Raw genomic sequence first — 20,729 nt, 5'->3', positions numbered from 1 at the left:
GTTCTACTGTTTTGTTAGGTTTTGTTCTGAATGTTCTCATTCATGGTCTAAACCAAAGACCATTTTTATAAGAATTTTCAGGGTTTTACATACTGTTCAGTTTTCAAGGAACTTTGTTTCGTTGTCGCTTTCGTTCTCAGCAGCAACTCGTTTATATTATCATACCGTTTCCGGTTTGTCAAGAACTTTTTAAAACTTTTTTTTGAGAGATTAAGAAGTTTTCTTAATGACTCTTAATAAGTTTTGCCCTGTCGCTCAAGGCGAGTATTATAATAACAAATACTCATGGAAAAGTCAACCATTTTTTACTATTTTTTTGATATCTTTTTACATTTTTTTATTATCATTACACCTCTGTTGCATTTTATCAACATATTGATTTTTTTTGCCATAAGCATACAACATTTGCTATTCTGTATCCATAATATGAACTACAGCCCACACCTGGGTCTGCAAAGATCATCCCGGTCTTCTATAAATGCGTTGGAAGGATTTGCTGTTACATAAGAAAAACAGGACATTGGGGGGAGTTCCATTGTCCTGCTTCCTTTTATTTATCTGCTTCTATCATTGTTTATAATGCATTAGCGCCAAGAGACAAGCTACATTTATTATAATGCGTTTGCCAGTCTGGTATTTTGGGGTTCCTCAAATATTCATTGCAGTAATATACAATCTCGTATCCATTTTCTCCTTTTGATTTCCCAATCAAAATCTTTCCCGCTTTCAGTTCGACCCTTTGTCCATCAAGGAATGTAATTTCTGTAAGATAATTATAACTTGTATTGTCTGATGCCGGCACCTCTGGATTATACTTCCCGGTCGCGATATAATCTGCCTGAATCTCTGAATAGTATGCTCACAGATTTGCCCAATCGGCAGCCACACGCGCCTTGTGAAGCTGCACGCTGAAAATTGGAATTGAGATTGCTACAAGGATCCCCACGATCGCAACCACGATCAAAAGCTCCGCCAGTGTAAAGCCACATTTTTTGTTTTTCTGTACGTTCAATAAATTCATCTCTTTCAAATCCCATCTTTTTTTCTGTTCCGATCGAAACGCATTTCAAATTATCGTAAGCCGACATATTTCTCTCAGAACCATCGAATAATTATATTAGATTTTTGCAGAAATGTCTATAAAATTCTTACGGTTTTCACAAAATCCACGTAGCCTTCCTGATCTGTTTCCCTCATAAAGCAATCCTTGTTGTTATAATCTCCTGCACCTCTGTCCTATTTTGGAGGACATCCTTTTCCTATACTTATGCCTCCAAATTCATGACTGTCTTCCACTCGTCAGATCGGCATCGGCGTCTGTGCTAAAATTGAGATAACCGCAACTGCCACCAAAATACCTGCGATGACTGCCACCGCAATGATGATTTTTCTTTTCATAGATGTTCTTTTCCTCCCTTTCCACCCCTTATACATGCTCTTTGCAATCGTAACGAAACGCATCTGTCATCATTTTATGCCCGCCAGTGCCAGAAACTTTTTATCTGACTGAATGCCCTGAGTCAAAAACTCTCCATCCCGGAACAGGGCATAGGTGGTGACCGGCGCAGGTACATTCTGCGCGGCTTCTTTGTCGGTAATATGAAATGCTTGAAACGATATGCCGTGTTCCTTTGCCGCTTCCTGTACCTTCGGCACCCAATAATAGGTGAAAGGGCACTGTTCGGTATAATAGAGGACAAAGCCCGTTTCGCTGACTTTCGGATGTCTGGCACAATCTTTGAATCTCGGCTGATCCGCATTCTCTGCAAGGGGCAGGTACATGAGGTTGATCCCACAGTCAGATATATCTGCGACTTTAAAGCCTTTATACTTCAGAAATTTCGGATCAGCTAAAAATTCCCGTTTCCGTCCCTCGGCGCACAGAATGCAAATACCTTTCTTTCCCTGTTCTTTCGCGTCCCGGATACACTCGGAAAGCAGTTCTGAGGAATAGCCGTGTCCCTTCATGGAGCCGGAAACCCAAAGGCAGTTGATATAAAGCCAGCCTCCTGCTTCAATGGGCACCCATGCGTTTTCCGCTGGAATATATTCGATAAAGCACTTTCCACGCTCCTCACTGCGATAAAAGACAAGTCCCTCATCAAAGCGCTTCTTCAGCCACTCCTTTTTTGCAAGAGCCTGCTTGCCGGACATGGCACAGCAGATGTGCTCCCTGTCGATGTTTTCTTTTGTTATATGGATATATTTCATCGATCATCACCTGACTTTCTCCATGTTTATTGCATAATTTTAGTGCTTCCGCAAAGCCGTCCGGTTCCGTTTCCGGCATTTCATATTCCGCGTCACGCTCATAGCCCATCCTGTTCATCTGTTCCACAATCTTATCAAGAATTCCCTGTTTACTGGAATAGTACTTATACAGGGCCGCTTTTGTAAATCCCATCTGCCCCGCAATATCATTCATAGATGTCCCTAAGTAACCGTTCTGTGCAAAAACCTCCAGAGCAATCCTCAAAATCCGTTCCTTCGGTCATAATGTTCTCCTCAGCAAAGTAACCAATCGGCAACTTCATTACAGTTACTGATTGGTACTTGTCAAGAGTCAATGTAAACATTGTACTTTTATCGATCACGGTTGGGCAAAGGAAAACTGGAAACAAATTGAACCCGAAACAGTGTTTTATTATTTTTACACTGATAAGATACAAAATAGTTCCCAAAAATCCTATTCCCTGTATCAATAAAAAGCGCATTTACATGATTACCCCTCACAATCTGATTCCCAATTCATTACATATTCCGTTTCGCCGGTGAATTCATTCATCCTTTCCGACTGGATCGTAAATCCTTCTCTCTGGTAAAAAGACATTGCCCTGACATTCTTCTGGTATACGTTTAACTGCAATCTGACTTTTTTATCCTTGATATAATCCAGCAAATTTTTGCCTATACCATGTGACTGCATTTTATCAGAAACAAAAATACCTTCAATGTATTCATCCCTTACGCCTAAAAATCCCTGAATCATTTTATCATCTTCATACACGTAAACTTCTGCCTGTGGCAGCATTTCTTTCACTCGTTCATAATTACTTGTCCAGTATTGTTCTGAAATAAAAGAATGTGCTTACAGATTGGTCTTTAACCATATGTCAGCGACTCTATTTATATCTGCCTTCCATAACTATCTAATCATAGCAATCTTTCACTTCCTACATATTCACAAATCTTGAGGTATCTTCGATTACACCCGTGATCTTTATACTGTCAGCTTCCACATGGCAACTGTAACAGACGATCTGAACACCTGCCTTTGCAGCCTCCACAAGTGCCTTTTTAAACTCCGTCTGTGCCGTTTCATTCGGCAGCACCCGATGAATTCCATTCATCTGAATCACGAAGGCGATTGCTGTATGGCAGCCTTCCTTTGCAGCCTTTGTCAGCTCGTGTAAATGTTTTACCCCCCGCTCCGTTGGTGCGTCCGGAAACAATCCGATGCCCGGATGCAGATCATCCGCCAGCGTACAGCCCTTCACTTCCGTCAGAAATTTTTCTCCATTTTTTTCCATGTAAAAATCAATTCTGGAGTCTCCGTAAGTGTATTCTGCCTTCACAAGATCATAATTCAGGCTCATGTACAGCTGCTTCATCAAAGCATTTGGTGCCAGACTGTCAATATTCACCCATTTTAGCTTTGGCTTGTATACAGAGATCAGATCGTATGCCGTTTTTCGATTCATATTCAACGTCTTCTGCAGCGTCACCTTCGCTTTCGGCACCAGAAGCTCCCGCAAACGCCCCGTATTTTTCACATGAACCAGCTCTGTCTCCCCATCGATCAAAACCTCCGCTGTGAAACGGTTGATCCTGCGGACGAAGCTGCCTGCAACGGTATTCTCATAAATAATTGTCGGTTTCTGTTTCATCATATCTCATCCTCTTGCCTGCAAAAGCATTCATCCTCATGCGACCAGATCACGCCGACGGCCTGCAGGTAGGCATAAACCACCGTGGTTCCCACAAATTTCATGCCATGCTTCTTTAAGTCTTTGGAAATTGCATCCGATAATTCCGAACTTGTTTTCCCGGTTTCCCGGATCACGCTGCCCTCCGTCCAATGCCAGAGATACTCTGAAAAGCTGCCATATTCCTTCTGGATTTCACGGAATGCCTGTGCATTGGTAACGGCAGCCTGTATTTTCAGGCGGTTACGTATGATGCCGGGATCATTCCGCAAGGCTTCCAGCTTTTCCTCCTTGTAGACGCAAACCTTTTCAACATCGAAGCCGTCAAAGGCTTCGCGAAACGCATCCCGCTTATTCAGGACACATTCCCAGGACAGTCCTGCCTGAAAGCACTCCAGGATCAGCATTTCAAAAAGCTTCCGGTCATCATGCACCGGAACGCCCCATTCCTCATCGTGATAACGGATGTACCGTTCGTTTTTTGGATTTGCCCAGCAGCACCGCATTTTTCCGTCTGCCCAATTCATTCGCATCTCACCTTCCTACTTTTCAAGTGGTACCATTCCAGTATGAAATTTCCGATCCATTTTTCAGAACCACTATACAATGATCAGTATCTCTGTCTTCTTTTTATCACTCTTCCGCGCGCTCAATAACAAGCCCTGTTTCTTCCAGAAGAAAGATGTATAAATACCATTATATTGCACAAAAGCAACGTATTATGTTGAAAAATATTATAGCAAAAGAAAGTACGTTTAACAAGAGCTCTCCGATTCCGTGTTGGCCCCGTAGGCGCACTTTGGTTGTCCTTGTGGGGCTGCCTACTGTTCGTTTTGACTTTTTCAGTGCTCTATGCAGCCTGATGGGGGTAAAAAACGCCCCGTTGTTTTTCCAACGAGGCATCGAAGATGTTTCTATTCTGTTTTCTGTAAACTGTTATTCATTTCTCTCCTGGTGACCATTTGAGTCACGGCCAATGTATCAAAAATCATTCCAAGCTCATCTCGGCAAATCAGACAAACCGTATAATCAATGATGTCACTGATCACCCGACTTTCTGTGCAGCCTTTGCCAACACGAAGCGGCATGATTCTTGTAATTACCATAATACTATCGAGCAGATATTATCCACTTTTTGAGGAAGTCGGAACTGAGTTTGTGATTCGGACTGGGAATATTTTATATATGCATGGAGACCGTTCATCCAATTTGTATCTCGTGAAATCCGGGCGGGTACGGATGTTCTACATTGGCGAAAACGGGAAAGTGGCTTCAAACTGTTCAAACCCCTCCGGATCTTTCTCACAGACAAAATACCCATCGGGGTCTTTGTAAGTGCCTGAGACACCGTCCAGAAATCCGGGTTTCAGTTCTTTGATGAGGAAATAGTCCGCCTCCGGGTCGTCGGCATAGCGCACGCCCTTAGTTTTGGCCGGAACAAAGCCAGACTTGCCGTAAAAGTCTATATTGCCGGTAATGGCAAGCGCCCCTGCTCCCATCTCCTTAGCTTTTTCCATGGAATAGTCGAGCAGCTGCTTTCCATAGCCCTGCCGCTTGTATGCGGGTGCGATGCTGATGGGACCGAAGGTCATGAGCGGCACCTTTCGCCCGTCGTCACAGTCGATTTCCGACCGCACATAGATGACCTGCCCGATCAGCTCACCGCCCAGTTCCATCACAAAATCCAGCTCCGAAACAAATGCCGGGTCATTCCGATAACAGTGCAGCACATAGTGCTCCATGCAGCCCGGGCGGTAGACATTCCAGAATGACTCACGGGTCAGGTTTTCGACAGCTCTGTAATCTTCTTTTGTTTCCAGACGAATAATAATATTCTTAATTGCATCCATAGTAGATCCTCCTTTGGTGGTGTAAACAATTGCCTCCATAGCAGCCTTCCTTTCAAAAAAGGACGCAGCGCATGATCGTTTTGCGATCAGCACTGCGTCTTTGCGTCTGGCTGTTTGGTTTCGATGATAAAATTTTTTGCATTGATAATACTCTCATGCCTGCATTTGGGACAAAACAAAGGAAAAGTTACTAATTCCGTTTCCCGCAATATCTGCAAGCGCGTCTTGGCACCGCACCACGGACATAAGACCCAGCGTTTTTCTTCTTCTCCATCTTTCATGTTGTTCATTCCTTCTTTCTGCAATCAGACTCAGCTTTGGCAATAAAGTGATCAATATGTGTCGCCAGCAAAGAAGAAACATCTTCTTTTTCCTTGGCACCGTCGTAGACACTGTATAAAAGATACATCGGCCCATAGAACTCCAGCGCCAGCTGCATAGCGTCCTCATCTGAATCTGCCAGCTTGCGGAAGATGGCCGCCATGTACTCCAAAGGGCCTCCCGCGAGATAATCGTGGTGAAGCTGTGCAAGCTTAGGATCACGGTATTGCTCCAGCGTCAGCATTTTACGGAAATTGGAGGAGAACGGTTCCTTTGTCCAATGATCAAACTGGGCAAGGCTGTATGTGCGAATTTTTTTAATTGGAATATGCAGATATGCTTCCGCAAAGCCGTCTGGTTCCGTTTCCGGCATTTCATACGCCTCAGCGCGCTCATAATCCATCTTATTCATTCGCTCCACGATCTTATCCAGGATTTCCTGTTTGCTGGCATAGTGCTTATATAAGGCTGCTTTCGTAAATCCCAACTGCCCTGCAATATCATTCATAGACGTCCCCAGATAACCGTTCTGCGCAAACAATTCCAGCGCGATTCTCAAAATCCGTTCCTTTGTACCCTCTGCCATAACTATCTCCTTTATCAAAGTAACCATTCGGTAACTTCATTATAGTTACCGAATGGTTACTTGTCAAGAGTTAATGAATAAAAGATTGAAGTCAAACTGTAATTTCAATTTGATTGCCTTCGATTGCAATAATACAACTTTCATAGTAACCATCTCCGGTTGTCCTGGGACCGCTGACCACTTCATATCCGTCAGTTTTCAGTTCAGCGGTCAACGCATCTACTTTTTCTTTGCTGCCTACGCTGAATGCAATGTGCGCATACCCAGTGCGGGCAAATTCCTTTGAAAAATCAAGCATTTCCGGATTGTTCATAATTTCAAGCCGTGCCCCATCGCCAAATGACAGAAAATAAGAGCGGAAACCTGTTTTCAGATTATGGTAGCCTTCGTTTGATTTTGCGCCCAGATACTTCACAAAGAAACTGCGAGCTGTTTCCAGATCTTTTACATATAAAGCAATGTGTTCTATTTTCATAACTCACCTCCACAACGTCCGAACATATACCTCATTTAATTGATAAACGCTTTCAACCGTACCGCGGATTCGATTTTCGCCTACAACCATGAGGATGGAACTATCCGCAAGAATCTTTATATGCCGATATAAGCTTGCGATTGGAATATCCGGCAGTGCTTTTCTGATTTCCTTATCTGTGCCAGTTTCATGAAGCAAAAAATACTGAAAAATCCTCTGCCGAGCAGGGTTCATTACAATCTCTGCCAATTCCATATGATACTCTCCTCTTCATCATTCTCTGAATATATTAGATTATCATTTATGATAATATCAAGAGGAACATTTATTTTTATGAAAGCAATGTGAAACAAGAAACTGGCAATGCTTTCTGTGCGGCCCCTGCCAACATAAGGCAGAATCGAATTGAGAATGATTTGCTCATCTTGACATTATCCCGAACAGGAACGCACAGCGTAAAAAGTCTGTATTTCGTTTCAGTACATCTGATGCAGAAACAGCAGAAACCTGATATACGCTTTCCTCAAGATGCTTACGCAAAAACACATAACTATGTTTCGGCAGGTTCAATTGAGCCTTTTATTTGACTCAGTTTTTCATAGATTATTTGACACTACCGTCACACACGCTCAAATGATAGATATCTCGTCCCCTGAAAAGTAAGTTTCCCGATGTCTCCTTCTGCCAGCATTCCATACTCCCTACCGGAAACCTGCAATTCCATCCGATCACCGCTCTCCACCTGAAATGTTACATAGTAACTGGTACTCGAGGTCGTATGATACCCATGCGCACCAGATGGATCACCTCCATTTGGATGGCTGTGATGCGATACGTTTTCTCGCTTTGCAACTACAGTTGCGCTCACCGACAAACGCGGTGACTGATTGTTTTTATGCCATGTTCCGATTCCTGTCACAAACTGAAAGATGATCATGCCGAAAACTATTACGAAGATAATTGGAAACATAAACTCAAACAGCATAAACATATGACTCACCCCTTCTTCATCTTTCGCTTTATGATTACTCTAAGCGCGAAACATACGATGATCACCGCAAAAGAAGCGACGCAATACAGTAACGCTTCCGTATACCACGGTGCAGAATTCGGTTCGTATAGTTTCGGAAAGCGCTTATACTCATAGAAATCCATACCCGTTTTAATCACAATCACGTAGAAACTCGCATAGATAATATATTTTAATAAATCGTAGAATTTATTCATGCCATCGCCTCCGCGATATACTGTTTTGTCCTTTTGGCATCGACAAATCGGAATTTACATTTACAACATGATCCAATATCTTTGTATTAGCTTACCCTCTTTTAAAACTTCGTTTTCTAATACTCCGCCATTATTGATAATTGATTTGACAGAACCAATGTTGTCTTTATCACAAACCAATAAAACTTTATCCATACCAAGTTTCTTGCATTCTTCTAAAGCCAAGCTGATCATTTTGGTTGCATAACCTTTTCTTCTTTCACTTGGTCTTATACCATCTCCAATATGACCACCATATTTCAATAAATATTCGTTTAAGTAATGTCTGATATTAACAGCACCAACCATGGTATCCCGGTCTTCATCTAAGCAAAAGAAAGTAGAATCAGGAACAAATCCATCATCCGTAGTTGATATTTCTAAATTATTTAGATAATATTCAAAATCATCATAATCATTTTTAAATATAGCCCATGGCGAAGTATTTGCGTCATGGGTATCGTTATACGATTTCCACTCTTTAATCATTTCTATAATTTGATTTTTGTATTGCAAACTGCCTTTCATTAATTTTAATGCCATGAATTTATTCCCTCCAAATTTCGATTGTTCTAATCTTTTTTACGCCCACCTTCTTGCCCTTCGGACAAGAAGTATCCCTCGCTCAAAGAGCTCGGTCAATTCCGAATTGTCGTTCCCAGTATACCATGCCTTCTCCCCGCAGGAAAGCATGGCGAAAACCAAAAATGTCCCCGGAGAGCTTGTGCGTATGTTTTTTCAGCGTTTCCGATCTAAATTTCTCAGAACAGAATATCCTCCGGCTTGAACTTATCTTTTTCGGTAATGGGGCGGATCACCTTGCAGGGCACCCCCGCAGCGATGACACCGGCGGGAATGTCATGGGTGACGACGCTTCCCGCCCCGATAACCGAGCCTGCCCCGATGGTAACGCCGCCGCAGACGGTGGAATTTGCACCGATCCAGACGTTTTCCTCCAGCGTAATAGGTGCTGAGGTGCCAATGCCGTGGCTGCGCTGCTCCGGGTCGATGGCATGACCGGAGCAGGCAAGGCATACGCCGGGGGCAATAAAGGCACCTGCTCCGATGTTTACCGGAGAGGTATCCAGAATGACACAGTTATAGTTGATGACCGCCAAGCCGTGAGTATGAATGTTGAAGCCATAGTCACAGTGGAAGTCCGGCTGAATGCCTGTCATGGGAGAGCAGGTGCCCAGCAGGGTCTGCAGGATGCTGCGCCGCTTTTCCTGTTCGTTGGGAGCAGTGCGGTTGTACTCCCAGCACAGTTGCTTTGCACGGTTCTGTTCCTCCGTGGGGGTGTTTTCATAGCCGCTGACGTAGGCGGCAGGGCGTTTCATAATATCAAGAGCGTTCATCGTGTTTGTCCTTTCCATACAGTGTTTTCTCAAGGATTATACCACATTCTCTGTCGGTGTGTAATAGGCTGCTTTTCCCGCCCTCATTTGTTTGTCCGCTTGCAGGACTACCTACGGTTCGTTTTGGTTTTTTCAGTGCTCTGTGCAGCCGGATTGGGGCAAAAAAATACCCCGTTGGTTTCCCAACGAGGCATCAAAGACGATCATCTCAGCAAATCAGACAAGCTGTATTCTCCTTTGGGGATATTTGCTGTTCTGCGATACTCTTTTATGGCTTTCACCAAGAGCTGATGGTTACTGAAATACTGCTTCACAAAATCATACGACTTCACATCATGCATCCGAAGATTTGTTTTACAAAATTCGCTTGGTTTTTTTCCAGAACGCTTAAACTGATCATATGCTCCTTCCGCATGAATAATCAGCATTTCAATTTCTGGAGCAGTAATGACATTTACCACGTCAATTTTCTGCTCATATGCTTTACTCAATCGAAATTCCTCTCTGCGAGAATCCAAAATCCGTATCACAGAAATCTGCTCATCGAATCCTTTCCGTAAGTATCGCTCCTCGAATCGTTTAGCACTTCTGCAACGGATAACACATTCTTCCAACATTTCTTCTCTGTTGAAAATCAGAAGATCATTATCAACCAGTATGTCGATAATAGCTTCTTCGGCAGAGCCTTCACATATACACGCCTTGTATTTTGCTAATTCCATTCTGCTGTCTCCTTAATTGATCGAGGCAGCCAAGCTTTTCTTCAAGCGCATATACGCTTCATATGCTGGCGTTGTTCCCTCAAGGAAGCCGCTCTGGTAAGCATCACTCTTTTTAATATCATTACGTTTCAATATATAGCTCAAATTTTCTGCTGTAATGCCATTACGGTTTCTAACGATACAAATTCCGTCATTTCGGTCATATTCGTCCAGCAGTTCCGGATAATGCGTAGTGAAAATAAGCGTTCCGCCATTTTTGTTCAGTCGGCTGTCCATAAAGAAGCGCACTAAGGTCGTTACAATTTCCTTGTTGAAATGATTCTCTATTTCATCTACCAGAAGATAACCACCTGAATGAAGAACTTCCTTTACCATCGAGAATGTAATAATGCCCTTAATCGTACCAGAGGACAGATACTGCTCAAGGTCTGCCGCATTATTCAGGATAATCTCTTCTTCATCCTTAAACTTCAAGTGGATAAATGTTTTTCCCTCTGTCTGTTCAAAGCACAATTTCTCAATGGTTGGATCGAGAAATGCAATTACCTCCAATGGAATATCTTCGGTAAATGGAAGCACATTCACATTCGTATAGGAAAGCAGGCTGAATATTTCCACTGTATCATTCGCTTTTTTATTATGTGCAATGACAAAGCTGACATCATCAGAAAGGTATGCTTCATCGCTATTGCGCTGCTCTACAGGCTTCATTCCTGTAAAATCTGTCAGATACTTTTTCGACTTAACGGTTGCAATTGGTTTTTCCCAAAGGCTTTCAGACAGAATCGAATACATATATTCCCCTGTTTTCGACTTCTTTGCTGCAATTACAGTTTCCAAGCAGCAGACGTAGCTGCGCTTATCATAAAAATATGTGCGGATTGTAGCATTCTTCGCTCCGCCAAGAATGCTTTTTGCCTCCACATGATTGATGGGCTCATTTTTCACAATATTTAAGGCCAAGCTAATGACCTTTAATACCGAGGTCTTGCCAGATGCGTTAATTCCAATGAAAGCACAGGCAGAGTGGAGATAGTAGTTATCCGTCAAACGGTAAAGACTATCTTTGTCCTCTTCGCAAACACGTTGCTGCGTATAAAAGCAAATATCCAAGTCTTTTTTGAATAATGGGAGTCCTTGTGCGGTGATGCGGAGTATTTTCATAGGTAGTCCTCCTCTAAAAACAGTTTTTTCGTTTTTATTTTCTTGTAATCTTATTATACGCCGCAAGTCAGAAAATATCAACGGATTTTCCGTTTTTATTTTCTAAATTGTTTTTGACACTAAAAAGTATCCGTTCCATGCGGCGAAAACCGTAATCAATGATACATTACCGTCCGTATCGAATAAACAAGAAGCAGGGCACGGAATTCCAATGTCCTGTTTCTTATCTTTTTTGAAAGGAATTTCTTCTCTTAGAAATCACCCTTACACCTTGTCCTGAATCAAAAGGCTATTTTCCAGAACATTGCTCATCACTTATCCTCCCAGGGTTGCTCCATCTTCTTCCCATTCTCACATATTTTTCTTGAGCAGGAAATCTGCCACGGCAAGATCCAAAAGTGCCATGCCAGTAGAATCAAACACCGTGATGTCGGTATCGCTTTTACGACCCGCAGCCTTTCCAAGAATGAGATCACCAAGCTCTCCACAGATTCGATCTTCAGACAATGTGCCCTGCTTCAAGGGAATCTCAATTTCTCCGGCGTTCCTGCAGTGTTCGAGGTCGTCCACAAAAACAATGGCATCCTCAAAAATTTGGGAATCAATTTCTTCTTTGCCCGCCATATCAGCACCAATACAGGAAAAATGTGTGCCGGGTTTGACCCATTCTTTTTGAATCAGCGGGGTGTGGGAAGGCGTGATTGTGATGATAATGTCGCTGTCGGATACGGCTTCTTTCAAATCAGAAACTCCTTCGAAGGTTACCGAGGCTGCCTCAATTGCAAAGTCGGTTTGCAGCATTGCGCGAATCTTCGACGCAAATGCAGCAGCATGTCCTGCGTTATGCGGATTGGCGATCCGGATCGTTTCCAGCATGGGAAACACCTTCAGCAACGCAGCAATCTGGAAAGGTGCCTGATTGCCGGTGCCGACGATCAAAGCGTTCTGGGAATTCTTTCTGGCCAGATATTTTGCACCAATGGCTCCTGCCGCACCAGTGCGCATTCCGGTCACAGAGGAGCCGTCCACAAGACCAAGCGGCATACCGGTTTCCGAGCTGAACACGGCAATCAGACCCACAAGATCCGGCAGGCCTTTTTGCACATTTGCTTCCATGAACGCAACCGTCTTGTGGCCGAAAATATGCTGTTCCGGCAGATAACCGGATTTAATATCCATATCTGCATGGCCGGGGTCGAATTCATAGAAAATGGTAGGCCATACAACGGTTTTGTCTTGACTTTTCAGCTTATAAACATTCTCTGTGCATTGGATCGCATCTTCCATCGAAAGATTTTTTCGAACTTCTTCTGCGGAAATATAGGGAATATTCATCGGGGTTCTCCTTTCTTTTACCGGGTTTTCATTGCGATATACTCGCTGATGGCCTTGAGGCCATCGATCAGATCCTGCTTTCCGTAGGCATAACCGATGCGCATACTGTGCGGCACTTCAAAGCAGTCACCGGGAGTCACAAACGCGCCGGTCTTCTTGTACATTTCTTCGCAGAATTCGTAGGAAGAAATGTCCAGATCATAATAAACCAATGCCGTAGTGCCGGCTTTCGGCTTTACATAGCTGACGTGCGGTTCGCTGCCGACCCAATCGTCCAGAATCTGCAAATTCTCCCGGACGATCTTTCGGCTGCGTTCCAGCAGCTTATCGCGGTGCTTCAGCGCAGCTGCTGCCAGCATTTCATCGAATACACCGCAGCTCACAAGATTATAATCCCGATGAGAAAGGCAGCTCTTTACAACGCTCATATCGTGCGTTGCAATCCAGCCAAGCCGAAGACCAGCCAGAGAAAAAACCTTTGACATACTGCTCACCGAAATGCCCTTTTCATACAGATCCACAATGGAAGGACACCAGCCATCTTCCTGTGAAAGGTGACGATAGACTTCATCGCACAAAATCCAGGCATCTGCGGAACGCGCAATCTCCACGATCTCCCGGAGCATCTGCTCAGACATCAGCGCACCCGTAGGATTGTTAGGGTTATTGATGCAGATCATTTTTGTTTTAGGTGTCACCAAACGGCGCAGTTTTTCTAAGTCCGGCAAATAATTGTTTTCCTTACTCAGATGAAGGATCTGAACATCTGCTCCATAGGATTCCGGGATGGAATAAAGCTGCTGATATGTCGGCATGATGCTCACTACACGATCACCGGGAGAGATCAGCGAATAGAATACATGATGGTTTGCTCCGGATGCCCCATGGGTCGGCACAATATTTTCAATGTTCAGCGTTTTGTAAAGGCCGCAGACACCTTTACGGAATTCTGGCAAACCCTCAATATCGCCATAGCTCAGACGGCGTGCGCACAAACGATTCAAAAATTCCGTCTTATCTTCCCCTGTCAGCTCGAATAGCTCGTTCATACTGATGGAGTCCACACATGTTTCAGCGATGTTATACTTTGCGCCGACCTCCCAGGCGTTCATCCATTCTTCTACGGCAAACGGCTTGATTTTCATTGCTTTTTCCTCCTTGTAATGGTACATGATAAAAAAGAAAAGGGCACACAGAGCTTTTCCTTATAACATGGTGAACCATGCCGTACCTACGGAAAAACTCTGTGTGCCCTTTGGCCTCCACCCGGTGGTGGAGAGGGTTTCAATATTCAATCACCTTTATAGTACTACACAAGCTGCACATCGTCAAGGCGATTTCCCGAAACTTCAAACGGCAACTTGCCGTCCGAGAACGCACTTACAATCATTTTTCTATCCGGCCACTTAACCGGAAATCTCCGGACTACTTCCTAAATGCTTTTCCTTATGGGTAACACATCATTGACAAACCTACACGTATCGTAGACAAATTCCGGTTCTTCAACGGCTTAAATATTTCGTTTCAGTACATCCGATGCAGAAACAACAGAAACTTGATATACGCCTTCCTCCAGATGCTTACGCAAAAACACATAATATGCCGCTTTATCTCAAATACTCCGTAAAGAATGCGTTGAGCTTTTCAAACGGAATGATGTCCATCTGATCGTAAAGGTCAGTGTGATTTGCACCGGGGATAATGAGCAATTCCTTGTTATCGCCGGTCAGCTTGCTGTACGCTGTTTCGCTGAAATAGCGGGAGTGCGCCTTTTCCCCGTGTACCAGCAGCACGGCAGAGCGGATTTCATTGCTGTATTGCAAGATCGGCATATTCAGGAACGACAGCGAGGAAGTCACATTCCAACCGCCGTTGGAGTTCAGGCTGCGGGAGTGATAGCCACGTGGCGTTTTGTAGTAGGCGTAATAGTCCTTTACAAACTGCGGTGCGTCCTCCGGCAGCGGATCGACCACACCACCCGCCAGCGCATAGCTTCCGCTTTTATAATCCTCGATGCGCTGTGCATTCATAGCTTTTTTCTTCTCAAAGCGTACCTGCTCAGAATCCTCAGCATCAAAATATCCGTTGGCAGTTACACGGGTCATGTCGTACATGGTCATGGCCGCGGTAGCTTTGATGCGGGTATCAATGGCAGCGGCATTGATCGCCATACCGCCCCAGCCACAGATACCGATGATACCGATGCGCTCCGGGTCAGTATTCTCCTGCACGGAGAGGAAGTCTACCGCTGCGCAGAAATCCTCGGTGTTGATGTCCGGCGAAGCGACATAGCGGGGTGTACCGCCGCTCTCTCCGGTGTAGGACGGGTCAAAGGCAATCGTCAAGAAGCCAAGCTCTGCCATTTTCTGCGCATACAGACCGGAGGGCTGCTCCTTTACCGCACCGAACGAACCGCTGACGGCAATGGCAGGCAGCCTGCCCACCACACTCTTTGGCGTATACATATCCGCCGCCAGTGTGACGCCGTAGCGGTTATGAAAGGTCACTTTTTTGTGGTTGACCTTGTCGCTTTTCGGGAACACCTTGTCCCATTCCTGTGTCAGATTCAGTTTTTCCATATTCAGACCTCCTTGCCTGTTGCCTTAAGATATACTGTGTTGTCCACGGCTTCCAACCATTTATTGGAGGTTTCGTCCCCCGGAACCTCTACCGCCAGATGAGAGAACCAGCTATCCGGCGCAGCACCGTGCCAGTGCTTGACACCCACAGGAATATTTACTGCATCGCCAGGGTGCAGCTCCTGTGCCGGTTTGCCCCATTCCTGATAGTAACCTCGTCCGGCCACGCAGACGAGAATCTGTCCGCCGCCGCTTTTGGCATGATGAATATGCCAGTTGTTACGGCAGCCGGGTTCAAAGGTCACATTGTAAATACCGACCTGCTGCGTAGAAAGAGGTGCGAGATAGCTTTGGCCAATAAAATATTTCGCAAAGCCATCATTGGGTGCGCCGATTGGAAAGACCATTTCATTCTGATGCTTGGCTTTTGCGTCGGCAGCATCGTCCTCCGCCCATACCTCCTTTGCCATGCGGAAAGCCGCCCATGCCTTGGGCCAGCCCGCATAAAATGCCGCGTGGGTCAGGATCTCCGCAATTTCCGTTTTGGTCACGCCGTTGTTCTTTGCAGTTGACAGATGGTACTGAAAAGACGAATCCGTCAGCCCCTGTGCCATCAGCGCCACCACTGTTACAATGCTGCGGTCCCGCAGGGAAAGCTTGTCTTCCCGGTTCCACACCTGCCCGAACAGCACATCATCATTCAATTCCGCAAATTTGGGAGCGAATTCCCCCAGAGCCTCTCTGCCTGCCGTTTGTTTAACTGCCATGGCTCACACCTCCTTGCCCATCTGATAGGCTTGCTCCAGTGCAGGATGTCCGGCGATCTCACCCGCGCCGTTCACACCGCCTGCAAACACTGTGCCCACCAGCGCACAGCGGGGGAAGCAATCCACCCAGCCCTGCACGGCTTTCTCTGTGCCCGCAAAGGTCTCCGGTGCGTTCTCTGCCGCTGTTGCAAGCAGATAAGCTTTCGTAAAGGCGTAGTCCATATCGAACAATGGGTTGGCACGATCCAGCATCGTCTTGAGCTGACCGCTGACGCAGTAATAGTAGACGGGCGTTGCGAACACCAGCACATTTGCATCGTGCATTCTGGCGGCAATTTCCACGGCATCGTCCTGGATGACGCAGTGCCCAAGATTCAGGCAGGCGATACAGCCCTTGCAGAAGCCAACCTGTCTTTCCCGCAGATATACGGTTTCTACCTGATTGCCTGCCTCCCGTGCGCCCTTGGCAAACGCTGCCGCCAGTGTTTCGGAGTTGCCGCCCTTACGGGGACTTGAGGAAATGATCAGTACCTTTTTATTCATCGTAGAACACTCCTTGCGTTTTGATATTCTCTGTGGTATTCTCATGGTATCACCTAAACCTAACTTTAGGTCAAGATATTTTTTGAAGATTTTTGGAGGGAGATTTATGTATTCAATTGGACAGGTGGCAGAGATGTTCGGATTGCCTATCTCCACGCTGCGCTATTATGATAAGCAGGGGCTGTTTCCGAACATGGAACGAGTATCCGGCATCCGCAAATTCGGTGACACGGAGATTGAAGCACTCCGGGTCATTGAATGTCTGAAAAAAGCCGGCATGGAGATCAAGGACATCCGGCAGTTCATGGATTGGTGTGTAGAAGGGCCGTCCACCTACCCGCAACGCAAGGCACTATTTGAGGAACAACGGTCGCACATGGAGACAGAGCTTGAGCAGATGAACCGCACTCTGGATATGCTGAAATTCAAATGCTGGTACTATGAGCAGGCAATCAAAGACGGCAGTGAGGACAGACTAAAGACACTGATTCCCGACCGCTTGCCGGAGGGAATCCGAAAAGCATATGAAAACGCACACAGCTAACCTTTCCTGTGCCATGTATCGTCTGATTCAGAGCAAAAAATACCCCGTTGGTTTCCCAACGAGGCATCGAAGACGATTCTATTCTGTTTTCTGTAAACTGGTAGTCAGAAAACCTTAGTCAGTGACCAAGTTAGTGAGCAAGATAAATCGCCGGACATCCCACACGTAGTTTTGAATCTTTGTATGGCTTTTGCAGTGTCTGCATCATAGCCCAGCACAGCGGTCAGCTGCTTTTGAAAGGAACCGGCAAACAGCGCCCACATTCCAAAGGGCATTCCAGCGTATTTCATTGCAGATACCTCCCGGCTTCCGCTTCCAGTGCCTGCCACACCGGGTAGGCTGCGCCGTTCGCATCGAAAAATTTCTTAAGATCCCGGTTCAGCGCACTCATTTCGTCGATGGCGTTCATGGCATGGTCGGAGGCGCAGAGCTTGCCCAGCGAGGTGGCACACATCAGCTTGAAAAAGCGCAGGCAGGTCTTGCGGTATTTCTCCCCTTCAAAGTCTGTATCCTCCTTGGGCAGAATGGTGTGCCCGGCATCTCGGATGGCGCGGTATCCCTCGATGTTGGCATCCAGCACACGGTTCAGGTACGCGGTATCGCCTGCACATTGTTCCCCACAAAAACGATGTTCTTCGTCCGGTTCGCCCGCAGCGTGTCCAGAACGGAATCCAGCTGTGTATAGCGCAGGACCACAAAGATCACATCGTACATTGCATCCGGTGCAAGTTCAGTCACCACCGGAATGCGGCTGACCGAAGTGCAAAGCGAAAACTTATCCTTGATCCGCAGGTCGTTCCGCCTGATCTCCGCAGCCCAGTTTCCCCGCGCAAGCAGAGTGACATTCTTTCCGGCGCGCAGCAGATTTCTTGCCAGATTGCACCCCAGAACGCCTGCACCATATACCAGAATTTTCATAGCTTGCCTCCAAATCCGATCTTCACGATCTGCATTTTCATCCCGTTGTCCCCGACCTTGGCGAGAAATCGGAAAAAGCCGCTGACGGAAGGGTCTTTCAGGTCGTTGTAGCCCATCATATAGCCCCTGCTGGATACTTGCAAACGGCTGTCCCATGGGGAAAGCTCGCTTTTCGCATCCGAAACCGCGAAATATGCTCCCACATCCTTGATTTTCGCCGTCCTGAGCCACGTTTTGGCGATCATCTTCACCGCCGTACGGTTGGCAGCATCAAAGACCAGCACTCCGCCGGGGAAAGCGTCCGCCATTCCCTGCACCAGTTCCCGAACCTGCTCCGTCAGGAAGTAATAGAACACCCCGGAGGCAAAGAACACCGCCCCGCCGGAGGCATCGATCTTGTCAAACCATGCGGGGTCTTTCAGGTCGCAGGGGATGTTTTGCTCCCGCTCCCCGGCGGGCAGAAGCTGCTGCCGCAAGGCGATCACATCCGGGAAGTCCAGATTGTAGATCTTGCATCTGCCATTGTCGCAGGCTTTGCCGGTGTTATCCAGCCCGCAGCCCAGGTTGACTACCGCCGCACAAGGGTGCGTTTTCAGGTACGCCTGCACCTCAAAGGTAAGGTCATTCTGCCGCATGGCGACCTCCAGCGCACCGAAACGCTGCATCAGGCTGCGGGAATTTTTCTCTGCCTCTGAAAAGTCGTAGTCGATCTGGTCGATCAGACGCACTGCCGTTTCGTCCCGGTAAAGGTTCGAATACAACTCCGTACACAGCTTCCGTGAATACAGCGGGAGGATCAACGTCTCCTGCACGGTGTTTTTCTCGATTTTGTATTTCATAGGTTCCTCCCTCAGTGAGTAAAAATAGTCATCATTGCCGCCAGCACCATTTTCTCGTATGTTATAAGTCCCAGCTTCACACACCGCTGCTGCACCGCCGGGCTGTAAAAATGCACCATCCCAACAGCCCCCTTACGAATGCCCGCAGCGCAGATCAGAACCAGCAGAACTCCCAACCCAAGGCCTTCCAGAATCGTTTGTAAGACCATCCCTGTTCTCCTTATTCTGCTTTCCGGCAGGCAAACCATGCCATGCTCTTCACTGTTCCAAGTGTTACGGTTACGTACCGTTTCTCCAGCCGTTTTTTCAAACTGAAGGCCATCTCGTAGGGCGGTGTGAAGAACCCCGTCTTTTCATAAATGTGCCGGACAAACCAGTCCGTCCGCTTCTGCTCGCCCTTCACATAAAAGCAGCCGCAGAAAGTCCCGCCGGGCCTCAAGACCCAGAACACCTCCCGATAAGCGGCCTCCTTGTCCGGGAACGCGTGAAAGCCGTTCAGCGACAAAACAATATCAAAGACGCCGTCCGCATACGGAAGTGCACCCACATCGCCCTGCCGGAAGGTCACATTTTTCAGGTGCAGGCGGTCTGCCTTTTCCTGCGCCTGTCCCATCATATCTGCCGAGTAATCCAGACAGGTGATGGCCGCTTTTGGCAGCGTCTTGTAAAGCGGCATGGTCAGAATGCCGGTGCCCACCGGCACCTCCAGCAGCTTGCCAGAAAAATGCTCCGGGATGCCGGACAGTGCCTTTTCCAGATAGGCATCGTTTTCCACCTTGTTCATGTCCCACACAAGACGGCACACCGCTTTCCCGCTCAGGGTGGAGCAGGTGATCGTACCATCATAAAAATTGTTGCCGCCTGTCAGCCGATAGGCACCGCGGATTGCTTCTTTTCGTTCCATGCTCCGTCCTCCTTACACTATTTCACCGCTTTTGCGCCGTAACGCAAAGCCAGCCCTTTTTATTTTTGTGGCTTTGGATCTGACAAAATCCTGCTTTTTCCAGATACTCTTTCAGTGCAGTATCCGTGTAGATGGTCATGCCATTGATAATTTGTGTCCATCTGTCGTCTTTTGCTGTTTCGCCGTTTGCTTCGTTACAGATGAAAAAAGTCCCGCCGGGCTTCAGCACCCGATAGACCTCTCTGAAATTTTGCGCAAGCTCCGGCCAGAAATAGACCGTTTCAAATGCGGTCACTACATCAAACTGCTCCGCTTCAAACGGCAGTTCTGCCACACTTGCCTGCTGCACAGTACACTGCCCTGCTGCAATGGCTCTGGCATTGACCTTTCGCGCTTTTTCTACACTGACTGCCGAATAGTCGATGCCCTGCACCTTGCCCTTGGGACACAGCTTCAGCAGCGTTTTGATGTTCGCTCCACCGCCGCAGCCGCAGTCCAGCACCATGGCATCCGGGACAGGCTGCAAAAAATGCAATCCCCACGCTGCCATTGCGCTGTGCCCAAAGTTCATCATAGCAACCATGATCTTCCCGCTAAAACCTACGGGCTTGCGGGTGTTTTCAAAGAAGGACATA

At 46.5% G+C, this 20,729-nt stretch carries 29 protein-coding genes and 1 pseudogene; 1 reads left to right on the top strand and 29 read right to left on the bottom strand.

Annotation, left to right across the window (positions count from 1 at the left end):
• Positions 1 to 859: 859 nt before the first annotated feature.
• From ABCW45_RS15205 to ABCW45_RS15100, 22 genes and pseudogenes are all read right to left on the bottom strand, one after another.
• Positions 860 to 1,021, bottom strand: a complete 162-nt coding sequence (locus ABCW45_RS15205) for a type IV pilin protein (RefSeq protein WP_343221115.1) — start codon at positions 1,019 to 1,021, stop codon at positions 860 to 862.
• A gap of 446 nt (positions 1,022 to 1,467) precedes the next feature.
• A complete protein-coding gene (locus ABCW45_RS15200) occupies positions 1,468 to 2,211 on the bottom strand; it encodes a GNAT family N-acetyltransferase (RefSeq protein WP_343221114.1) in 744 nt (247 codons plus the stop codon).
• Positions 2,102 to 2,476, bottom strand: a complete 375-nt coding sequence (locus ABCW45_RS15195) for a TetR/AcrR family transcriptional regulator (protein ID WP_343221113.1) — start codon at positions 2,474 to 2,476, stop codon at positions 2,102 to 2,104. The genes ABCW45_RS15200 and ABCW45_RS15195 overlap by 110 nt, the downstream gene beginning before the upstream one ends.
• A 246-nt stretch (positions 2,477 to 2,722) precedes the next feature.
• Complete coding sequence (locus ABCW45_RS15190; protein ID WP_425518615.1) at positions 2,723 to 3,040, bottom strand: GNAT family N-acetyltransferase; 318 nt, start codon at positions 3,038 to 3,040, stop codon at positions 2,723 to 2,725.
• Between the two features lie 133 nt (positions 3,041 to 3,173).
• The gene (sfsA, locus tag ABCW45_RS15185) at positions 3,174 to 3,890 is read right to left on the bottom strand and encodes a DNA/RNA nuclease SfsA (RefSeq protein WP_343221112.1); all 717 of its coding nucleotides are present in this window, start codon (positions 3,888 to 3,890) and stop codon (positions 3,174 to 3,176) included.
• Entirely contained in the window at positions 3,887 to 4,459 is a 573-nt protein-coding gene (locus ABCW45_RS15180) for a DNA-3-methyladenine glycosylase I (protein ID WP_343221111.1), read from the bottom strand. Before ABCW45_RS15180 ends, sfsA begins: the two co-directional genes overlap by 4 nt.
• Positions 4,460 to 4,951: 492 nt before the next feature.
• Positions 4,952 to 5,032 (bottom strand): annotated as a pseudogene (locus tag ABCW45_RS15175) (relaxase); the annotation flags it as partial.
• Positions 5,033 to 5,170: 138 nt separating this feature from the next.
• Positions 5,171 to 5,776 (bottom strand): GNAT family N-acetyltransferase, encoded by a 606-nt coding sequence (locus ABCW45_RS15170; protein ID WP_120041778.1) that lies wholly within the window; start codon positions 5,774 to 5,776, stop codon positions 5,171 to 5,173.
• Between the two features lie 86 nt (positions 5,777 to 5,862).
• On the bottom strand, positions 5,863 to 6,057 hold the full coding sequence (locus ABCW45_RS15165; RefSeq protein ID WP_120041782.1) for a cysteine-rich KTR domain-containing protein: 195 nt from the start codon (positions 6,055 to 6,057) through the stop codon (positions 5,863 to 5,865).
• A 5-nt stretch (positions 6,058 to 6,062) separates the two neighbouring features.
• Entirely contained in the window at positions 6,063 to 6,683 is a 621-nt protein-coding gene (locus ABCW45_RS15160) for a TetR/AcrR family transcriptional regulator (protein WP_343221110.1), read from the bottom strand.
• Positions 6,684 to 6,774: 91 nt separating this feature from the next.
• Positions 6,775 to 7,158 (bottom strand): VOC family protein, encoded by a 384-nt coding sequence (locus tag ABCW45_RS15155; protein ID WP_117485647.1) that lies wholly within the window; start codon positions 7,156 to 7,158, stop codon positions 6,775 to 6,777.
• Positions 7,159 to 7,161: 3 nt separating this feature from the next.
• Entirely contained in the window at positions 7,162 to 7,413 is a 252-nt protein-coding gene (locus tag ABCW45_RS15150) for a helix-turn-helix domain-containing protein (RefSeq protein ID WP_117485645.1), read from the bottom strand.
• A 364-nt stretch (positions 7,414 to 7,777) separates the two neighbouring features.
• On the bottom strand, positions 7,778 to 8,149 hold the full coding sequence (locus ABCW45_RS15145) for a DUF2500 domain-containing protein (RefSeq protein WP_015553465.1): 372 nt from the start codon (positions 8,147 to 8,149) through the stop codon (positions 7,778 to 7,780).
• A 296-nt stretch (positions 8,150 to 8,445) separates the two neighbouring features.
• A complete protein-coding gene (locus tag ABCW45_RS15140) occupies positions 8,446 to 8,967 on the bottom strand; it encodes a GNAT family N-acetyltransferase (RefSeq protein WP_270512437.1) in 522 nt (173 codons plus the stop codon).
• A gap of 218 nt (positions 8,968 to 9,185) precedes the next feature.
• Positions 9,186 to 9,779, bottom strand: coding sequence for a sugar O-acetyltransferase (locus ABCW45_RS15135; RefSeq protein ID WP_117472610.1), 594 nt, complete (start codon positions 9,777 to 9,779; stop codon positions 9,186 to 9,188).
• A 203-nt stretch (positions 9,780 to 9,982) separates the two neighbouring features.
• Positions 9,983 to 10,501: a hypothetical protein gene (locus ABCW45_RS15130; RefSeq protein ID WP_343221109.1), complete on the bottom strand. Its 519-nt coding sequence runs from the start codon at positions 10,499 to 10,501 to the stop codon at positions 9,983 to 9,985.
• Positions 10,502 to 10,513: 12 nt separating this feature from the next.
• Positions 10,514 to 11,665: an AAA family ATPase gene (locus ABCW45_RS15125; protein WP_117505044.1), complete on the bottom strand. Its 1,152-nt coding sequence runs from the start codon at positions 11,663 to 11,665 to the stop codon at positions 10,514 to 10,516.
• A 351-nt stretch (positions 11,666 to 12,016) separates the two neighbouring features.
• The gene (locus ABCW45_RS15120) at positions 12,017 to 13,000 is read right to left on the bottom strand and encodes an ornithine cyclodeaminase family protein (protein WP_343221108.1); all 984 of its coding nucleotides are present in this window, start codon (positions 12,998 to 13,000) and stop codon (positions 12,017 to 12,019) included.
• Between the two features lie 17 nt (positions 13,001 to 13,017).
• Positions 13,018 to 14,145 (bottom strand): aminotransferase, encoded by a 1,128-nt coding sequence (locus ABCW45_RS15115; RefSeq protein WP_117505048.1) that lies wholly within the window; start codon positions 14,143 to 14,145, stop codon positions 13,018 to 13,020.
• Positions 14,146 to 14,607: 462 nt separating this feature from the next.
• Positions 14,608 to 15,585, bottom strand: a complete 978-nt coding sequence (locus ABCW45_RS15110) for an alpha/beta hydrolase (protein ID WP_343221117.1) — start codon at positions 15,583 to 15,585, stop codon at positions 14,608 to 14,610.
• Positions 15,582 to 16,346 (bottom strand): carboxymuconolactone decarboxylase family protein, encoded by a 765-nt coding sequence (locus ABCW45_RS15105; protein WP_343221107.1) that lies wholly within the window; start codon positions 16,344 to 16,346, stop codon positions 15,582 to 15,584. The genes ABCW45_RS15110 and ABCW45_RS15105 overlap by 4 nt, the downstream gene beginning before the upstream one ends.
• A gap of 3 nt (positions 16,347 to 16,349) precedes the next feature.
• On the bottom strand, positions 16,350 to 16,889 hold the full coding sequence (locus ABCW45_RS15100; protein ID WP_343221106.1) for a flavodoxin family protein: 540 nt from the start codon (positions 16,887 to 16,889) through the stop codon (positions 16,350 to 16,352).
• 106 nt (positions 16,890 to 16,995) lie between these two features.
• Between ABCW45_RS15100 and ABCW45_RS15095 the strand changes: the two genes are divergently transcribed.
• Positions 16,996 to 17,433 carry a MerR family transcriptional regulator gene (locus ABCW45_RS15095; RefSeq protein ID WP_343221105.1) on the top strand — a complete coding sequence of 146 codons (438 nt, stop codon included), beginning with the start codon at positions 16,996 to 16,998 and terminating at the stop codon, positions 17,431 to 17,433.
• Positions 17,434 to 17,537: 104 nt separating this feature from the next.
• On the opposite strand, the gene ABCW45_RS15090 is transcribed toward ABCW45_RS15095, so the two are convergent.
• The 7 genes from ABCW45_RS15090 to ABCW45_RS15060 are packed head-to-tail and all read right to left on the bottom strand — an operon-like array spanning position 17,538 to position 20,728.
• Complete coding sequence (locus tag ABCW45_RS15090; protein WP_343221104.1) at positions 17,538 to 17,723, bottom strand: hypothetical protein; 186 nt, start codon at positions 17,721 to 17,723, stop codon at positions 17,538 to 17,540.
• Positions 17,720 to 18,013, bottom strand: a complete 294-nt coding sequence (locus ABCW45_RS15085) for a hypothetical protein (RefSeq protein ID WP_343221103.1) — start codon at positions 18,011 to 18,013, stop codon at positions 17,720 to 17,722. The genes ABCW45_RS15090 and ABCW45_RS15085 overlap by 4 nt, the downstream gene beginning before the upstream one ends.
• Positions 18,014 to 18,018: 5 nt before the next feature.
• A complete protein-coding gene (locus ABCW45_RS15080) occupies positions 18,019 to 18,351 on the bottom strand; it encodes a ketopantoate reductase family protein (RefSeq protein ID WP_343221102.1) in 333 nt (110 codons plus the stop codon).
• Positions 18,348 to 19,190 carry a class I SAM-dependent methyltransferase gene (locus ABCW45_RS15075; protein ID WP_343221101.1) on the bottom strand — a complete coding sequence of 281 codons (843 nt, stop codon included), beginning with the start codon at positions 19,188 to 19,190 and terminating at the stop codon, positions 18,348 to 18,350. Before ABCW45_RS15075 ends, ABCW45_RS15080 begins: the two co-directional genes overlap by 4 nt.
• Before the next feature lie 11 nt (positions 19,191 to 19,201).
• Positions 19,202 to 19,399 (bottom strand): hypothetical protein, encoded by a 198-nt coding sequence (locus ABCW45_RS15070; RefSeq protein ID WP_117567923.1) that lies wholly within the window; start codon positions 19,397 to 19,399, stop codon positions 19,202 to 19,204.
• Between the two features lie 11 nt (positions 19,400 to 19,410).
• Positions 19,411 to 20,094, bottom strand: a complete 684-nt coding sequence (locus tag ABCW45_RS15065; protein ID WP_343221100.1) for a class I SAM-dependent methyltransferase — start codon at positions 20,092 to 20,094, stop codon at positions 19,411 to 19,413.
• A gap of 22 nt (positions 20,095 to 20,116) precedes the next feature.
• On the bottom strand, positions 20,117 to 20,728 hold the full coding sequence (locus ABCW45_RS15060; RefSeq protein ID WP_343221099.1) for a class I SAM-dependent methyltransferase: 612 nt from the start codon (positions 20,726 to 20,728) through the stop codon (positions 20,117 to 20,119).
• Between the last annotated feature and the right edge of the window lies 1 nt (position 20,729).

Source organism: Pilosibacter fragilis (assembly GCF_032490495.1).
In the GTDB taxonomy this organism is placed as follows: Bacteria; Bacillota; Clostridia; order Lachnospirales; family Lachnospiraceae; genus Pilosibacter; species Pilosibacter fragilis.
This window is presented reverse-complemented; position numbering and strand designations above follow the sequence as displayed.

Coding starts and splice junctions, on each gene's coding strand:
- ABCW45_RS15120 (WP_343221108.1), bottom strand. CDS start 13,000: ATGAATATTCCCTATATTTCCGCAGAAGAAGTTCGAAAAAATCTTTCG.
- ABCW45_RS15130 (WP_343221109.1), bottom strand. CDS start 10,501: ATGGAATTAGCAAAATACAAGGCGTGTATATGTGAAGGCTCTGCCGAA.
- ABCW45_RS15135 (WP_117472610.1), bottom strand. CDS start 9,779: ATGAACGCTCTTGATATTATGAAACGCCCTGCCGCCTACGTCAGCGGC.
- ABCW45_RS15145 (WP_015553465.1), bottom strand. CDS start 8,149: ATGTTTATGCTGTTTGAGTTTATGTTTCCAATTATCTTCGTAATAGTT.
- ABCW45_RS15075 (WP_343221101.1), bottom strand. CDS start 19,190: ATGAAATACAAAATCGAGAAAAACACCGTGCAGGAGACGTTGATCCTC.
- ABCW45_RS15155 (WP_117485647.1), bottom strand. CDS start 7,158: ATGAAAATAGAACACATTGCTTTATATGTAAAAGATCTGGAAACAGCT.
- ABCW45_RS15180 (WP_343221111.1), bottom strand. CDS start 4,459: ATGCGAATGAATTGGGCAGACGGAAAAATGCGGTGCTGCTGGGCAAAT.
- ABCW45_RS15125 (WP_117505044.1), bottom strand. CDS start 11,665: ATGAAAATACTCCGCATCACCGCACAAGGACTCCCATTATTCAAAAAA.
- ABCW45_RS15105 (WP_343221107.1), bottom strand. CDS start 16,346: ATGGCAGTTAAACAAACGGCAGGCAGAGAGGCTCTGGGGGAATTCGCT.
- ABCW45_RS15080 (WP_343221102.1), bottom strand. CDS start 18,351: ATGAAAATTCTGGTATATGGTGCAGGCGTTCTGGGGTGCAATCTGGCA.
- ABCW45_RS15140 (WP_270512437.1), bottom strand. CDS start 8,967: ATGGCATTAAAATTAATGAAAGGCAGTTTGCAATACAAAAATCAAATT.
- ABCW45_RS15200 (WP_343221114.1), bottom strand. CDS start 2,211: ATGAAATATATCCATATAACAAAAGAAAACATCGACAGGGAGCACATC.
- sfsA (WP_343221112.1), bottom strand. CDS start 3,890: ATGATGAAACAGAAACCGACAATTATTTATGAGAATACCGTTGCAGGC.
- ABCW45_RS15205 (WP_343221115.1), bottom strand. CDS start 1,021: ATGAATTTATTGAACGTACAGAAAAACAAAAAATGTGGCTTTACACTG.
- ABCW45_RS15100 (WP_343221106.1), bottom strand. CDS start 16,889: ATGAATAAAAAGGTACTGATCATTTCCTCAAGTCCCCGTAAGGGCGGC.
- ABCW45_RS15170 (WP_120041778.1), bottom strand. CDS start 5,776: ATGGATGCAATTAAGAATATTATTATTCGTCTGGAAACAAAAGAAGAT.
- ABCW45_RS15090 (WP_343221104.1), bottom strand. CDS start 17,723: ATGAAATACGCTGGAATGCCCTTTGGAATGTGGGCGCTGTTTGCCGGT.
- ABCW45_RS15095 (WP_343221105.1), top strand. CDS start 16,996: ATGTATTCAATTGGACAGGTGGCAGAGATGTTCGGATTGCCTATCTCC.
- ABCW45_RS15070 (WP_117567923.1), bottom strand. CDS start 19,399: ATGGTCTTACAAACGATTCTGGAAGGCCTTGGGTTGGGAGTTCTGCTG.
- ABCW45_RS15060 (WP_343221099.1), bottom strand. CDS start 20,728: ATGTCCTTCTTTGAAAACACCCGCAAGCCCGTAGGTTTTAGCGGGAAG.
- ABCW45_RS15160 (WP_343221110.1), bottom strand. CDS start 6,683: ATGGCAGAGGGTACAAAGGAACGGATTTTGAGAATCGCGCTGGAATTG.
- ABCW45_RS15065 (WP_343221100.1), bottom strand. CDS start 20,094: ATGGAACGAAAAGAAGCAATCCGCGGTGCCTATCGGCTGACAGGCGGC.
- ABCW45_RS15150 (WP_117485645.1), bottom strand. CDS start 7,413: ATGGAATTGGCAGAGATTGTAATGAACCCTGCTCGGCAGAGGATTTTT.
- ABCW45_RS15165 (WP_120041782.1), bottom strand. CDS start 6,057: ATGAAAGATGGAGAAGAAGAAAAACGCTGGGTCTTATGTCCGTGGTGC.
- ABCW45_RS15115 (WP_117505048.1), bottom strand. CDS start 14,145: ATGAAAATCAAGCCGTTTGCCGTAGAAGAATGGATGAACGCCTGGGAG.